Here is a 16,917-nt window from a genome sequence, read left to right as displayed (position 1 = left end):
TTGAAACAAGGGGCATTTAAAATTCTTAAAAAATCTTTTAAGTATAATTTCCTATTCATTGTTTTTTTCGGTTTTATGGAGTATTCCATGGCCCAAGAAACAGATGAACAAGAAATTGATTCCGTAAAGACTGGGTATGATCTTGGGCGGATCGCACTTGAAAATCCGGAAAGTATTGTCTCTAAATACATCTATGATCCTGAAATGGATCGTTACATTTATAATGAAAGCATTGGTGATTTCAATATTGGCTATCCTATAATCTTAACACCTGAGCAATACTACGAGCTCATCAGAAAAGAAGGAATCAAGGATTATTTTAAAGAGAAATCCGATGCCTACTCTGGTAAAAAGGCAGGTAGCGAAGAGGCCAGAAAAAATTTATTACCCAATTTCTATGTAAACAACAACTTTTTTCAATCTGTTTTTGGAGGAAATACTATAGAAGTAATACCCCAAGGCTCTGTAGCTATGGATTTGGGAGTTATTTGGCAAAAAAATGATAACCCTTCCTTATCTCCTCGTAATAGAACAAACCTGTCATTTGATTTTGATCAGCGTATTAGTTTAAGTATGTTGGGTAAAATTGGCGAAAGATTACAGGTTACAGCTAACTATGATACCGAGGCAACCTTTGATTTTCAAAATATAGTAAAACTGGATTATACTCCAACGGAAGATGATATACTCAGAAAAATTGAGGTAGGTAATGTGAATATGCCTTTAAATAGTTCGCTAATTCAAGGTGCTCAAAGTCTATTTGGTGTAAAAACACAATTACAATTTGGAAAGACTACGGTTACGGCAGTTTTTTCAGAGCAGCGTTCCCAGAACAACACCGTAGTAGCACAGGGTGGTGGTACGATTAATGAGTTCAATTTGACAGCCTTAGATTATGATGAAGACAAACACTTCTTTTTGGCCCAGTATTTTAGGGACAACTATGACAGTGCATTAGAGAAATATCCATATATCCAAAGTCAGGTACAAGTTACACGACTGGAAGTTTGGGTAACCAATAGAAGTCAGCAAACCCTCAATGTGAGAAATGTTGTGGCCTTACAGGATTTGGGTGAACCTAATCCTGATAAGACCAGGATTGGTAATAATAGTGGTTTTGCCGGAGGATTCTTTAATAACCCTGGAGATGCAAGACCCCGTAATAATGCCAATGATTATAATCCTGCTTTAATTGGTAATGGTACAGGAGCTTTAAATGATAACATACGGGAAATCGCCACAGTTGAAGGAGGATTTAATTCAACCAGCTTCGCAAATAATTACACTCCAGATCAGGGGTTTGATTATGCTATTTTAGAAAATGCCCGTAAGTTAGAGCAGGGAAGGGACTATGATTTTAATACCCAGCTAGGATACATATCCTTAAATCAGCGCTTGAGCAATGATGAGGTCTTGGCGGTTGCCTATCAATATACCTTTGCCGGAGAAGTTTATCAGGTCGGTGAATTTGCCAATGGCGGTTTGGATGCCACAACAGTTTCTGGGGGTGCCGCTCCAATAATTGAGAACAACACTCTAGTATTAAAGCTTTTAAAAAGTAATATTACGAATGTCAGTGATCCTATTTGGGATTTGATGATGAAAAATATATATGCTACAGGGGCATTTAGGCTGAGTGAGGACGACTTTAAAATGAATATTCTATATTCTGATCCTACGCCTAGAAATTATATAACCCCAGTAATAGAAGGACCGGGTAGTGGGTGGCCAGAAGGTTTGGAAGAACGTATCCTGTTGGATGTTTTTAACCTAGACCGCTTGAATGTCTATAATGATCTGCAACCTGGAGGTGACGGGTTTTTCGACTTTTATCCAGGGATAACGGTAGATATCCAAGGAGGACGTATCATTTTTACCAAGGTGGAGCCTTTTGGGGAATACCTCTACGAAACCCTAGGAGATGGTGGAACATATGATAACACCGCTAGCTATAACGAAAATCAGCAAAAGTATGTATTTAAGGATATGTACGAGTCTACCAAGGCAGCAGCATTACAGGACCCTGAAAAGAATAAGTTTCTTTTAAAGGGTAGGTACAAGTCTGAAGGAAATAATGGGATTCCCATTGGGGCCTTTAATGTGCCAAGAGGTTCGGTGACGGTAACGGCAGGGGGTAGACAGTTACAAGAGGGTATAGATTACACGGTCAATTATCAGGCGGGAACAGTGCAAATTTTGGACCCTAGTTTGGAGGCTTCTAATACACCTATCAATATTTCGGTTGAAAACAATGCTGTTTTTGGTCAGCAAACTAGAAGGTTTACAGGTGTAAATTTGGAACATCAGTTCAATAAGAATTTTGTGCTCGGTGGTACTTTGCTAAACCTTAACGAGCGACCCTTGACCCAAAAATCCAATTTTGGAGTAGAGCCAGTTAACAATACTATTTTTGGATTAAATGGAAACTTCTCAACGGAAGTTCCATGGTTAACAAGGATGGTGAACAAACTTCCCAACATAGATACCGATGTTCCCTCCAATGTCTCAGTTCGTGCCGAGGTGGCTTGGTTAAAACCTAACTCGCCTAAAAATGCCGACTTTCAAGGAGAAACCACAACCTATCTCGATGATTTTGAGGGAGCACAGGCTTTAATAGATATTAGGGGTTCATTAGGGTGGGCCTTAGCGAGTACACCATTGGAGTTTGCTCCGGGCGGTCAATTATCAGGTAGTTCGCCCGAAGATCCAGCGAACCTTGAAAATGGATACGGGCGTGCAAAAATGGCTTGGTATACCATTGACCCAATTTTTTATACCAACCAAAGACCTTCCGCAATTAGTGACAATGATATTTCTACGAACCCTACTCGTCGTGTTTTTATTGACGAGGTTTTCCCACAGGTGGATATCGCTCAAGGGCAGACTACGGTACAAGGAACTTTGGATATTGCCTATTACCCCGATTTAAAGGGCCCTTATAACAACAATCCGGATTTTGATGTTACGCAGCCAAATCAGAAATGGGGAGGAATTATGCGATCATTGAGCAGTACTAATTTTGAACAGGCCAATGTGGAGTTTGTCCAATTTTGGGTATTGGATCCTTACGTAGACGGAGAAGCAACAAGTTCGGGTGAACTTGTTTTAAACCTAGGTAATATTTCCGAAGATGTATTGCGTGATGGTAAAAAGCAATATGAAAATGGATTGCCAGGTGTGGATAGTAACGATTTTGTCGCGCCCACGAGCTGGGGTGAAGTGCCTGCCACGCAATCTTTGGTTTATGCATTTGATGCTAGTGAGGCCAATAGGTCCTTGCAGGACATAGGGTATGATGGTTTAAACGATGAGGCTGAGGCCGCTATTTATGATGCAAACCCTGGATCCGACCCAGCTTTGGATAACTATCAATATTACCTAAATCGTGATGGTGGAATTTTGGAGCGCTATTTAGATTTCAACAACCCAGATGGAAACTCTCCCGTACAGGTAACCAACACAAATCGTGGTTCCACAACACTGCCCGATGTTGAAGATATAGATCGCGATTTAACGATGAATACGGTGAATAGCTACTATGAATACCGTATTCAAATTAAACCGAACACCACCATCAATGATAAATATGTCACGGATATCAAAGAAGGTGTTACGCCAGAATTACCAAACGGGGCTCAATTGAACAGAAGGTGGATACAGTACAAAATACCGTTAAGTGACTTTACCGATGCGGTCGGGGGTATAACGGACTTTAGGTCAATAAGCTTTATGCGTATGTATATGACCGGATTTTCCAATCCAACAGTATTGAGGTTTGCAACACTGGATTTGGTACGTGGAGATTGGAGAACCTATACTAAGACACTACAGGATCCAGATATTGATGACAACCCAGCTGATGATGGAACTACCCTTGATGTTAATACGGTTAATATCGAAGAAAATAGCGGAAGAATTCCCATCCCATATGTATTGCCACCAGGAGTTGCTAGAGAACAATTGAATAATAATAATACCATTATCAGGCAAAACGAGCAGTCATTATCATTGCTAGTTGAAGGTTTGGAGGCTAGAGATTCAAGGGGGGTTTTTAAAAACTTGAATGTGGACATTCGTCAGTACAAAAAACTGAAGATGTTTATGCATGCCGAGAAAATTGTAGATAGTGATTATGCGGATAGTTCCACACCTCTGGTAGGCTTCTTAAGGATTGGAACAGATTTTACCCAAAACTATTACCAAATAGAATTACCGCTTCAATTTACTTCTTTTAATGCGGTTTCCGAAAGTGAAATTTGGCCGGAAGCAAACGAGATGGAAATTGCTTTAAGTGATTTGAATAAGGTAAAATCTTCTTGGATACAAGGGGGAGACTTAAGCGAAGTACGTTTCTTCGAAGTAGAAAATGGCGAAGTATTTCCGGTAAATGAATTTGACGATAGAACCCCTGGTAGGTTACGAATAGGTATCAAGGGAAATCCTTCATTAGGTAGTATAAGAAGTATGATGGTGGGTATTAAAAACCAAGATATTCTCCCGGCAAGAGGTGAAGTGTGGTTTAATGAACTTCGTTTGGCTGGGTTGGATAATAATGGGGGCTGGGCGGCTATCGCTGCCGTTGATGCCAATGTTGCCGATTTTGCAAATGTAACCGCTACAGGTAGTACCAGTACTTCCGGATTTGGGTCTATAGATCAAATGCCCAACGAAAGAGCTAGGGAAGATGCCACTTCATATGATGTGGTCACCAATGTTAACGTAGGTCAGCTATTACCAAAAAAATGGGGTATTCAATTGCCGTTTAACTATGGAATTTCAGAGCAGTTGATTACCCCCGAATTCGACCCTGTCTACGATGATTTGAAACTGGACGATTTAATTAATACCGCTCCCGATCAAGAGGCAGCAGAGGAAATAAGGGAACAGGCGGAAGACTATACTAAAAGAACAAGTATCAACTTTATTGGGGTTAGAAAGGATAGAGGCGAAGAAGCGGATGCTAATTTCTATGATGTTGAAAACTTCACCTTTAATTATTCCTATAACGAAACGGAACATCGTGATTTTGAAATTGCAGAGCTCAGAGATCAAGCAGTTACCACTGGCTTTGTCTATAACCACAGTTTTGATCCTGTGGAGGTGGCTCCTTTCGCAAAAAAGGATTCTTTATTTACCGGAAAATATTGGCAATGGTTGAAGGAATTAAATCTTAACCTGCTACCGGCCAGTGTTTCTGTGAATTCAAACATCAATAGGCAATTTAATGCGCAACGCTTTAGGGATGTACGTGAAGAAGGGGTAGATAGACTCGAACTTCCGGAATTGCAACAAAGAAACTATCTTTTTAATTGGCAATATGCCATCAACTATAATTTGACCAAATCGTTACGACTAAATTTGACCACTTCAAACAATAATATTGTCCGTAACTATTTTGAGGAAGATGGGAACACAGATTCGGATATTGATAAGTCATTAGGCCTTTGGGACGGTTTCTTTGATTTAGGTGAGCCTAATAGACATTCACAGCAAATGCAATTGAATTATGAAATCCCTTTTGCTAAAATTCCGGCTTTGGATTTTATCAATGCACAATATAGTTATACCAGTAATTTTGATTGGCAACGTGGTGGAGATGCCTTGGCAGAGGTGGCCCAGGATGCCTTAGGTGACCCCACTGCACAGATTAATACGGTGCAGAACGCCAACACCCATGCCCTAACTGCTTCGTTGACGATGCAAAAGTTTTACGACCTTATCGGTTTAAAGAAAAGAGAAAGCCCTACGGCGGCAACTACAGGTCCGATCAGGAGGGATAAGGCCGGTGTTCCGGCGGAGGGTCAAGATAAAGTGAAGCCAAAAACTAGTGGTCTATTTAATACGGCGGTGGATATTATCACCATGGTCAAGCGGTTAAACATTAATTATAACGAAAATAGTGGAACTGTTCTTCCAGGATATACGCAGTCCATTGGTTTTATCGGGACAACTCGACCAACACTTGGTTTTGTTTTTGGTAGTCAGGCAGATGTAAGGTTCGAAGCTGCCAGAAATGGTTGGTTGACCGCTTTCCCTGATTTTAACGAGCAGTTTATTAGAAGAACGAATAAACAATTGAATATAACAGCCACTGCTCAACCTACAAAGGATATCACTATTGATCTGGTGGCCGATAGACAGTATTCCAGCAGTATTCAGGAAAATTATGACTTGGAAGCCTTGTTGAACGGCAGTACGGGTCTTCAGAATGAGTTTGGTAGTTTCAGTATATCCACCATGATGATTGGTACCGCTTTTGGTAAAAGTGATGAATTTGATTCAGAAACCTTTCAACAATTCAAGGAAAATAGGATAACCATTGCAAATCGTTTGCTTGCCGATAGAGGGCAATCAGCTGGGACATTGGACGAAGATGGTTTTCCACAGCGTTATGGAAAGACCCAGCAGGAAGTCCTGTTGCCAGCATTTTTCGCAGCTTATACCGGTCAGGATGCCAATAGGGTAAATTTAGACGTCTTCAGGCAAATTCCAATTCCCAATTGGAATATTAAATACACCGGTTTAATGAAAAACAAGTGGTTCAAGAAAAAATTCAAACGTTTTTCATTGAGCCATGGCTACAGATCTGCCTACAGTATCAACTCATTTCAAACCAATTTGGAGAAAGAACAATTACGAAACGATAATCTACCTCTTGTAAATTCGGAAAATGGGGATTTGTTACCGGACCTAATCCTTAATAACGTAGTGCTTACAGATCAGTTCAATCCTTTAGTAAGGGTCGATTTTGAAATGCAGAACTCCGTAAGTGTTTTGGCCGAAGTAAGAACAGATAGGGCTTTGTCCTTAAGTTTTGATAATAATTTAATGACAGAAATCAATGGCAAAGAATTTACCGTAGGCCTAGGTTACAGAATAAAGGATGTACAGTTCGTAACGAATATTGGCGGTAACAAAACAAGGTTGAAAGGGGATTTAAATTTAAAGGCAGATGTAAGTCTTAGAGATAATATTACAATCATCCGTAATTTGGACATTGACAATAACCAAATTACATCCGGGCAAAACTTATTATCAATAAAGTTTGGTGCCGATTATGCGCTAAGCAAACAATTAAATGTTTTGTTCTTTTACGACCACAATTTCTCCCAGTTTGCGGTCTCTACAGCTTTTCCACAAACCACTGTAAATGCAGGTTTCACCTTGCGGTATAATTTTGGGAACTAATCTTAAATAAACATACTAAAGAAGTAAAAGTATTTTTTGAATTCCTTTGGGGAATAATTTACATTTGTGCCTTATCAAAAATAAGACTATGAATATACCATCTGAATTAAAGTATACAAAAGATCACGAATGGATTAGAATAGAAGGAGATACGGCCATTATCGGTATTACCGATTTTGCCCAGGGAGAATTGGGGGATATCGTATATGTTGAGGTGGATACGTTGGACGAGACTCTAAATAGGGAAGAGGTTTTTGGAACGGTAGAAGCCGTAAAAACTGTTTCTGATTTGTTTTTGCCCTTGTCCGGTGAAATTGTTGAGTTTAACGAATCCTTGGAAGACGAACCTGAAAAAGTCAATACTGACCCTTATGGGGAAGGTTGGATGGTTAAGGTGAAAATTAGTAATCAGGATGAGGTAGAAGATTTACTTAGTGATGCGGACTACAAAGAATTAGTAGGTGCTTAAATCTTTTTTCTTCAGAATAGTATTTATAAGCTGGATGGTGTTTGTCACTTTTTCCAGCTTATTTTCTTTTAAAGGAATTGATACCGGGGGATTTTTCGATTTTCCAAACACGGATAAAGTGGTTCATTTTGTATTCTATTTTGTGATGGTAATAACAGGCACGTATGCCGTAATGGAATATTCAGGTACTAAGATTAAGATTAAAAATGTATGTCTTGGTGTACTCGTATTTTCAATATTATATGGCATAATTATTGAGGTGTTACAGTATAGTATTACTGAAAATAGACAGGGCGATGTTTTCGATGTCTTGGCAAATTCTTTAGGTGCAATTGTAGGTCTTTTACTAACTAGGCTATTATTTTATCGGGTTTGGCCGTTAAAATGAAAATTTTAATTGCATGTTTAAGGATTAATTAATTAAATTAGCAATCACTAAAATGATGATATATGGAACCTAAAAAGAATCCAAAGGCGGATTTGAAGAAAAATAGCAGCTTATATTTTGTTATAGGTCTCTTCGCCGTTATGTTACTTACCTATGTGGCATTTGAATGGAAAACGTACGATGAAGTAAATAACTATGATGTCTCCATGAACGTGGATGATTTATTAGATGAGGAAGTTCCTATGACGGAGCAGATAAAGACTCCACCACCTCCACCACCACCAGCTGCACCTGAAATAATTGAAGTTGTGGAGGACGAGGAAGAAGTTGAGGAAACTGTAATCGAGTCTACTGAAACCAGTCAGGAAGAGGAAATTATTGAAGTTGAAGATGTTGTAGTCGAAGAAGAAGTCGAAGACGTGGATGTTCCATTTGCTGTTATTGAGGATGTACCTATTTTTCCTGGATGTGAAAACGAAAGTGATAAAAGGGCGTGTTTCAATTCCATGATACAAAAACATATTAGTAAAAACTTCCGGTATCCAGAAATTGCTCAGGAAATGGGAGTTCAAGGTAGGGTTAGTGTCATGTTCGTTATACAAAAAGATGGAAGTATTGGTAATGTTAGAATGCGTGGGCCTGACAAAAACCTAGAAAAAGAAGCTGCGAGGATTATTGAGAAATTACCAAAAATGACTCCTGGTAAGCAAAGGGGTAGGGCGGTAAGAGTGCCTTTTAGTATTCCAATCAACTTTAAATTGCAGTAATTATATTTAATTATTTATAGAAAAAGGTCCGAACTTAATGTTCGGACCTTTTTATTTGTAGTCAATTTGATTATCCCTGATTTATTTCTCATTTAAGTTATACTTAAAATCTATATAATAGGTTGCAGAACAATCTACATCGGATTATCTTTGCAGTCCAATTTTTTGAGTAAGGATGAAGACCGCTATCGGTATGGCAAAAGACAAGACATTTGCATTGATTTTTGCTGATTTTAAAGAGATTACTAAAGTAAGACTGGCGGTTAGTGTAGTTTTTTCTTCAATCGCAGGATACTTCTTGGGGGCTTACGAAATCAGTCTTACCTCAATTTTGTTATTGGGCTTTGGAGGTTATTGTATGGTCGGGGCAAGTAATGCCTTCAATCAAATTATCGAGAAGGATTTGGATGCCCTGATGAAAAGGACGAGAAATAGACCGATTCCTTCTGGGAGAATGTCTGTTTCAACGGCTATGTTCATAGCTATTTCTCTTACGGTTCTTGGAGTAGTAACCTTGTATTTTTTAAACCCTAAGACAGCCATGTTTGGGGCTATTTCCATTTTCTTATACACTAGCGTTTACACGCCTTTAAAAACCAAAACACCGTTATCTGTATTTGTAGGGGCATTTCCCGGGGCTATTCCGTTCATGTTGGGCTGGGTAGCCGCGACCAACGAATTTGGTATTGAGCCCGGAACACTTTTCATGATTCAGTTTTTTTGGCAGTTTCCGCATTTTTGGGCCTTGGGTTGGATGTTGCACGATGATTACAAAAGTGGAGGATTTAAAATGCTTCCAACAGGAAAAAAAGATTCCGGTACCGCGTTGCAAATTATAATGTACACGATATGGATGATGGTAATTTCAATCTTACCGGCATTTGGCATTACTGGAAGATTGACACTTTCCATACCTGCTGCAATCATAATTCTATTAATGGGAGGTGTAATGTTATTTTTTGCATTTAGGCTATACGCCCAAAGGGATACGATTTCAGCGAGAAAATTAATGCTTGCCAGTGTAAGTTATATTACGCTTATGCAAATAATATACGTAGTAGATAAATATATTTAATCGAATATGGATTTAACAAGAGGTACGGAGAAGGAGAAGAACGATCGCTCAAAGAAAATGATGCTTTGGTTTGGGATTGTGAGCTTACTTATGGGTTTTGCAGGATGGACTAGTGCATATATTGTAAGTAGCTCTCGTGAAGATTGGATAAGTAGTCTAGAACTACCCAATTCTTTTTACATAAGCACGGCAATTATAATAGCCAGCAGTTTCGCTTATATTCATGCAAAAAAATCGGTTAAGGAAGGTAATCAAAAAATGGGCACAACATGGTTGGTAGTCACCCTGATTTTGGGGTTAGCTTTTATACTCTTTCAGTTCAATGGGTTCTCCCAAATGGTAGCACAAGGATATTATTTTACTGGACCTACTAGTAATGTGAAATTATCCTATGTCTTTTTGATTGCCATGGTGCATATCGTACATGTTCTTGCAGGGTTGATTTCCCTTTTGGTCGTCCTTTATAAACAATACAACGGAAGATATTCTAAAGAAGAATACTTAGGGGTAACCTTGGGTGCAACTTTTTGGCATTTTTTAGACATTTTATGGATTTACCTTTTGTTATTTATGACCTTTGTAAAGTAATAATTTGAAACAAAAATAGTTTTGACTAAAATTCAGCTTTTATATAATTGAAAAAAATGTAAATTTGCTAAAGTTTTATTAAAACGATAAATTACTCTATGGATACTACGGTTACAACGGAAATTAAAGGAAGCGTTTGGGGAGGTGGCAATAGGCCTTTGGGCGCTAGCTACGGTAAATTAATGATGTGGTTTTTCCTGGTTTCAGATGCAATTACTTTTTCCGGTTTTTTGGCGGCGTACGGTTTTTCACGATTCAAGTTTATGGAGACTTGGCCAATTGCCGATGAAGTTTTTACACACGTTCCCTTTTTCCACGGTAACTATCCTATGATATATGTGGCCTTTATGACCTTTATATTGATAATGTCTTCCGTTACTATGGTATTGGCAGTGGATGCCGGTCATAGAATGAAGAAAAATGCGGTCATCTGGTACATGTTTGCAACCATAATTGGTGGTGCGATATTCGTTGGTTCTCAGGCCTGGGAATGGGCTACTTTTATTAGTGGTGATTATGGAGCAATCGAGACAAAAGGAGGAAGAATATTACAGTTTGTAGATGCCGAGACTGGTGACAGGGTTGCCTTGGACGAATTTGCCAAAACTATTGCTGATGAAAGGGTTGCACACGAGGAAAGTAATGGTATTTGGTATTATGGTGAGTCGACCTTGCCAACGTATACGGTGAACGAGGTGATGGAAGGATTTAAAGCCAATCCAAATGTGGTGATACAAACTGAAACCATTAATGAAGAAGGTGAAAAAACGGTTTTAAGCAGACAAGAATCTTTAAATAAATTGGCAAATGCTTCCCAAGTTGTCGAAGGAGCGAACCTAATCCATAATGAATATGGTAGTCGTTTGTTTGCGGACTTCTTTTTCTTTATTACTGGTTTTCACGGTTTCCACGTATTTTCTGGGGTAGTTATTAACCTGATTATATTCTTTAATGTCGTTCTCGGCACTTACGAAAGACGAGGTCATTACGAAATGGTTGAAAAGGTAGGGTTGTATTGGCACTTTGTGGATTTGGTATGGGTTTTTGTATTCACATTCTTCTATTTGGTTTAAAATTATATTTCTAGAAAAAGATTAGATAAAAAATATGGCACACGGACATAAATTAGAGATTTTTAGAGGACTGTTGAAGTTTAAATCCAACACCCAAAAGATTTGGGGTGTTTTGGTGTTTCTTACTATAGTAACGGCAATTGAAGTTATTTTGGGTATTTTCAAACCAGCGATACTGACGAATACCCTTGTTTTGGGAATGAAGCTTTTAAACTGGATATTTATCATCCTAACCTTGGTTAAGGCATATTATATTGCATGGGATTTTATGCATTTACGGGATGAGAAAAGTGCCTTAAGAAGGGCTATTGTTTGGACTCCGGTATTCCTTGTCTTGTATTTGGCCTTTATATTGTTGGTGGAAGGAAACTATATTTTTGACGTCTATAAGGATGGTTTTATGAAATGGGATTTTTAAGACGAAACTAAAAGATATAATTAACAAAATTGAAAGGCGGTTTACGAACCGTCTTTTTTATTTTTGTAAAGTTTTTAAAATTGAATAAATACTTCCTAACAAGTAAAGTTTAAAGGGGAAAAAATATTACATGAAAAAAACATTTGTACTGGTTGTTCTTTTTGTCCTTCCTATAGTGGCCTATCTTTTCTTTGCTTCAGGAGTCACTAACTTTGGTAGGTTATCTATTTTGACCGAGGAGGTTTTGGAAATTCCGACCATAGAGGATGGCGCGGTTTTTAATGATAAAATAACCATTCTTGGGTTTCTCGGGAATAATGTTGAAACAAGAAAAGGGAATGCTTTTAATTTAAACCAAAAGATATACAAGCGATTCCATGAATTCAATGATTTTCAATTTATAATGGTTTTGCCCATAGGTACAGAGGATACTGTGGTGGATTTAAAAAAAGAACTGTCTAACCTAGCCGATACGGATAAATGGAATTTTGTCTTTTTGGATAATGATACCATTCAAAGACTTTTCAAAAGTCTGAATACAAACTTTGAGTTAGGAAAGGACTTAGGTTCACCCTATGTTTTTATAGTGGACAAGGATAGAAAGCTCCGAGGTAGATTGGAAGATGAAGACGAAGGTCTTAAGTACGGGTATAATACAAATTCTGTTGCCGATTTAAATAATAAGATGGTGGATGATGTAAAGATCATACTAGCTGAGTATAGGATGGCCCGGAAAGAAAATGATATTACCAGAAAGAATTGATGAATAGAAAATATACATATGTTTGGGTGTCCTTGGTAATATTGGTTTTTGGTATAATTTTTATTCCAAAAATAGTTGATAGGTTAAAATCGGGTCACGTAGTTGAAACTGATCGTATGAATACGGCGCAAGAAACGGGGAACTTAAGCTATGTGCTCCTGAATGGTAAGAAACGTAAAGTCCCTGCTTTTGAATTTACAAACCAAGACAGCTTAATAATATCCGATAAGGATTATCTAGGAAAGGTGTTCGTAGTAGAGTTCTTTTTTACTAGATGTCCTAGCATTTGTCCTATTATGACCAAAAATTTGATAACGCTTCAGAATGAATTTAAGGAGAATGACAATTTTGGTATAGCCTCTTTTAGTATAACCCCGGATTTCGATACACCAAAGGTATTAAAGGAGTATGCCGAAAAATATGGCATTACGGATATGGACTGGCATTTAATGACAGGGGATAGTGATAAAATTTACGATTTGGCTAATAGCGGGTTCAATATTTTTGCCGCTGAGATGGCGGATGCGCCAGGTGGTTTTGAGCATTCAGGTTTATTTGCCTTGGTGGATAAAGAAGGGTATATACGTTCTAGAAAGGACAAATTTGGGAATCCTATTGTTTATTATAGGGGTGCTATAACGGAGCAAATGGAAGAGAATAGTCAAGGAGAAGAAGAACAAATCAGTATTTTAAAAGAGGATATTAAAAGATTATTGGAGGAATAGTATGGAAAATACAGTAATTAAGGAGAAAAGGTTTAATAAGGTTATTGCAGTGGTCTCCGTTATAATACCTATAGTTGTAGCCTTACTCTTTGGGGTAAAAATTCCCAATGTAGAACCATTGTCCTTTTTACCTCCAATTTATGCAACGATTAATGGATTAACAGCTGTATTGTTGATCGTTGCGGTTTGGGCGATAAAGAATGGCAAACAGGACTTACACCAAAAGTTGATGACAACCAACATCGCACTTTCATTAATGTTTTTGGTCATGTATATTCTCTATCATATGACCTCAGAATCCACGCCCTTTGGTGGTGAAGGTTTTATCGCCTATGTCTACTATTTTATTTTAATAACTCATATAGTTTTATCCATAGCCCTGATTCCTTTGGTATTGAGAACATATTCCAAAGCCTACTTAAATCGCTTCGAGGACCATAGGGCTTTGGCCAGATATACCTTTCCTATTTGGCTGTATGTCGCCATTACGGGTGTAGTGGTTTATATAATGATTTCACCATATTATGCCTATTAAGTTTATTTACAAATATGGATTGGGTTCTCTTTTTCTGATAAAACTTCAGAAGAAGCAAATTTTTTATTTTTTAATCGGAGCTTTTTTGCTTATTCCTTCCTTTTCAGAAGCACAATGCGCTATGTGTAGGGCGGTTCTTGAAAGCGAAGCATCCGGTAATACTGCAGAGGGTATCAATAATGGTATAGTGTACCTTATGGCTGTACCGTATGTCTTGGTTGCTGGACTTTTCTATTTTATTTATAGAAAAATGCGCTCTTAACTCAATTTTAAGGTTTTAACATTTTTTTTCTGTTGAATGTGTAACATTGTGGTCAATCACTAGTCTTATGTTCAGTACTACTAGTATTACGTTCATCAATCAAAACCAATCAACATGTTCGACATCGAAAGATGGCAAGAGATTTTTGATACTATCCGTAAAAATAAATTACGGACAGTGCTAACAGGTATCTCGGTAGCTTCTGGAATTTTTATCCTCGTAATTTTATTGGGTTTTGGTCAAGGTATGCAAAATGGTATTGCCCAGGAATTTGAAGAGGATGCCAGTAATCGGATTGGAGTATGGACACAAGTGACAACCAAAGAGTTCAAAGGTTTAAATCCAGGTCGACCAATACGTTTGAGAAACGAAAATTATGACTACATAGAAGATAAATATGCGGATGAACTTGAATATAAATCACCAAATTTTAGGGTATTTAATGCAAGTATTAATTATAAAAAAGAATCTGGTGCATATTCCGTTCAGGGTATTTCTCCAGAATACCAGCAAATAGAAAACGAGTTCATTACCAAAGGACGGTTCTTAAATTACAAGGATCATCAGTCCGTTTCCAAGGTTGCGGTTATCAGCAATAAAATACATAGAGAACTATTGCTTAATGAGGAAGATCCTATTGGGCGTGAATTGAAAATAGCGGATTTAAGTTTCAAGATTATTGGAGTTTATGGCGACAAGGGAGGTGAGCGGGAAGAAGACCGTATTTATATTCCCTTAAGCACCGGTCAGCGTGTTTTTAATGGTGGCGATAGCTTAAACATGATGTTTTTCACATTAAAGCCCGCAGCCACATTTGAAAAAACCCTTGCGGAGTCCATAAAATTCACAGACGAAATAAAGACGTATTTAAAACAATCGCATACCGTGGCTCCTGATGATATGAGCGCTATAAATACCTTTAACACGTTGGAAAATGTACAACGGTTCATGAACCTTATTGGTGGTATCAAGTTTTTCTTTTGGTTCGTGGGCGTATGTACGATTATCGCAGGAATTGTTGGGGTGAGCAATATAATGTTGATCATCGTTAAGGAAAGAACGAGGGAAATAGGTATTCGAAAAGCCTTAGGTGCTAAACCATGGTCCATTGTAGGTATGATTTTGCATGAGGCCATCTTTGTTACCGCAGTTTCAGGGTTTGCGGGACTCATATTTAGTATGGGCCTGTTGGAATTAATCGGTCCAAATGTTGAAGTGGATTATGTGGTCAACCCCTCCATAGATTTTAATATTGCAATAACAACGGTTTTACTTTTAATTTTTGCTGGCACTTTAGCAGGTTTTTTCCCGGCGTGGCGTGCCGCAAAAATAAAACCGATTGTGGCTTTAAAAGAGGAATGAAATCTAATAATACTAACAAATTAGCTTAGAATAGAATGTTTAGCAAAGACCGTTGGGACGAAATATTGCAAGTGCTCACCACCAATTGGTTCAGAACACTACTTACCGCTTTTGGGGTCTTTTGGGGAATATTTATACTGATTATATTATTGGCTGCCGGTAAAGGACTTGAAAATGGTATAAGAGCAGATTTTGGTGGTCTAGCCACAAATACTCTGTTTATGTGGACCAGAACAGCCTCAAAAGCATATAAAGGATTGCCAAAGGATAGGGAATTCAGTTATAAAATTGATGATGTAGCTGATATAAAAGAAAACGTGAAAGGTATTCAATACGTTTCACCACAAAATCAGCTTGGGAGTTTTCGAGGAACCAATAATGTAGTAAGAGGGTTGAAAACAGGTGCTTTCACAGTATACGGTAATTATCCGGAGATAATTAAGCAAGAACCCATGAACATTACTTCTGGTCGCTTTATAAATTACGGGGACATTAATGAAAAACGTAAGGTTGCTGTTATTGGTGTCAATGTCAAGTCAAGCTTATTTGATTTGGAAGAAGAATGCCTTGGCGATTATATTAAAATCAATGATGTCAACTTTATGGTCGTGGGGACCTACAAGAAAACCAACGCGGATGGTGATAATGAAAATGCCCAAAAGGAAATTTATATTCCGTTCACTGCCTTTTCACAAGCATTCAATAGAGGCGATAATGTAAATAGAATGATTATAACCGCTGTGGATGATGTTCCAATAACGAACATAAAAGAGCAAATATTCAATATCGTTAAAACGAATCATAGGATACACCCAGAAGATACACGAGCAATTGGTTTTTTTGATTTGAATGAACAATTTCAAAGAGTGGTCAGTCTTTTTGGAGCCTTAAGATTGATTGCCTATTTCGTTGGGATATGTGTGCTTCTTTCGGGTATCATTGGGGTTAGTAACATTATGCTGATCGTAGTAAAGGAAAGAACAAAGGAAATAGGAATTAGACGGGCGTTAGGGGAAAGTCCATGGTCCATTAAACAGCAAATATTAATGGAGTCCATATTTTTGACCATTATCTCTGGTATGAGCGGGATCGCCTTTGGAGCCTTGGTAATTTATGGTATCAATTATGTATTGGATATGAGTGGGCCTGTAATGATGTTCGTTAATCCAAGCGTGAACCTTGGGGTGGTAACTGTTGCTTTAATAATATTAATTGTATCTGGGTTATTTGCCGGGTTTATTCCAGCTAATAGTGCTATCAAAATAAGGCCAATAGAGGCTCTAAGAACCGAATAAAAAAATATT

Annotated in this window: 14 protein-coding genes; all 14 read left to right on the top strand. The window is 38.0% G+C overall.

What is annotated here, in order from left to right; translation table 11 throughout:
- On the top strand, positions 1-7,188 hold the full coding sequence (sov, locus tag PP182_RS01480; protein WP_419197719.1) for a T9SS outer membrane translocon Sov/SprA: 7,188 nt from the start codon (positions 1-3) through the stop codon (positions 7,186-7,188).
- A gap of 88 nt (positions 7,189-7,276) precedes the next feature.
- Positions 7,277-7,657, top strand: coding sequence for a glycine cleavage system protein GcvH (gene gcvH / locus PP182_RS01475; protein ID WP_272649551.1), 381 nt, complete (start codon positions 7,277-7,279; stop codon positions 7,655-7,657).
- Positions 7,650-8,045, top strand: a complete 396-nt coding sequence (locus PP182_RS01470) for a VanZ family protein (RefSeq protein ID WP_272649550.1) — start codon at positions 7,650-7,652, stop codon at positions 8,043-8,045. The genes gcvH and PP182_RS01470 overlap by 8 nt, the downstream gene beginning before the upstream one ends.
- Before the next feature lie 62 nt (positions 8,046-8,107).
- Positions 8,108-8,812: an energy transducer TonB gene (locus PP182_RS01465; RefSeq protein ID WP_272649549.1), complete on the top strand. Its 705-nt coding sequence runs from the start codon at positions 8,108-8,110 to the stop codon at positions 8,810-8,812.
- A 175-nt stretch (positions 8,813-8,987) separates the two neighbouring features.
- A complete protein-coding gene (cyoE, locus tag PP182_RS01460) occupies positions 8,988-9,887 on the top strand; it encodes a heme o synthase (protein WP_272649548.1) in 900 nt (299 codons plus the stop codon).
- Between the two features lie 6 nt (positions 9,888-9,893).
- Positions 9,894-10,475, top strand: a complete 582-nt coding sequence (locus PP182_RS01455) for a cytochrome c oxidase subunit 3 (RefSeq protein WP_272649547.1) — start codon at positions 9,894-9,896, stop codon at positions 10,473-10,475.
- Between the two features lie 98 nt (positions 10,476-10,573).
- Positions 10,574-11,548, top strand: coding sequence for a cytochrome c oxidase subunit 3 (locus PP182_RS01450; RefSeq protein WP_272649546.1), 975 nt, complete (start codon positions 10,574-10,576; stop codon positions 11,546-11,548).
- Positions 11,549-11,582: 34 nt separating this feature from the next.
- On the top strand, positions 11,583-11,966 hold the full coding sequence (locus PP182_RS01445) for a cytochrome C oxidase subunit IV family protein (RefSeq protein ID WP_272649545.1): 384 nt from the start codon (positions 11,583-11,585) through the stop codon (positions 11,964-11,966).
- Positions 11,967-12,096: 130 nt separating this feature from the next.
- Positions 12,097-12,729, top strand: a complete 633-nt coding sequence (locus PP182_RS01440) for a hypothetical protein (RefSeq protein ID WP_272649544.1) — start codon at positions 12,097-12,099, stop codon at positions 12,727-12,729.
- Complete coding sequence (locus tag PP182_RS01435; protein ID WP_272649543.1) at positions 12,729-13,454, top strand: SCO family protein; 726 nt, start codon at positions 12,729-12,731, stop codon at positions 13,452-13,454. The genes PP182_RS01440 and PP182_RS01435 overlap by 1 nt, the downstream gene beginning before the upstream one ends.
- A 1-nt stretch (position 13,455) precedes the next feature.
- Positions 13,456-13,989: a DUF420 domain-containing protein gene (locus tag PP182_RS01430; RefSeq protein WP_272649542.1), complete on the top strand. Its 534-nt coding sequence runs from the start codon at positions 13,456-13,458 to the stop codon at positions 13,987-13,989.
- A complete protein-coding gene (locus PP182_RS01425; protein ID WP_272649541.1) occupies positions 13,979-14,251 on the top strand; it encodes a hypothetical protein in 273 nt (90 codons plus the stop codon). Before PP182_RS01430 ends, PP182_RS01425 begins: the two co-directional genes overlap by 11 nt.
- Positions 14,252-14,365: 114 nt before the next feature.
- Positions 14,366-15,613 carry an ABC transporter permease gene (locus tag PP182_RS01420; RefSeq protein ID WP_272649540.1) on the top strand — a complete coding sequence of 416 codons (1,248 nt, stop codon included), beginning with the start codon at positions 14,366-14,368 and terminating at the stop codon, positions 15,611-15,613.
- A gap of 35 nt (positions 15,614-15,648) precedes the next feature.
- Entirely contained in the window at positions 15,649-16,908 is a 1,260-nt protein-coding gene (locus tag PP182_RS01415; protein WP_272649539.1) for an ABC transporter permease, read from the top strand.
- The last annotated feature ends 9 nt before the right edge of the window (positions 16,909-16,917 follow it).

It is taken from the genome of Maribacter sp. PR1, assembly GCF_028464145.1.
Taxonomy (GTDB): domain Bacteria; phylum Bacteroidota; class Bacteroidia; order Flavobacteriales; family Flavobacteriaceae; genus Maribacter.
The sequence above is the reverse complement of the archived record's forward strand: the minus strand, read 5'-3'. Positions and strand labels throughout refer to the sequence as shown.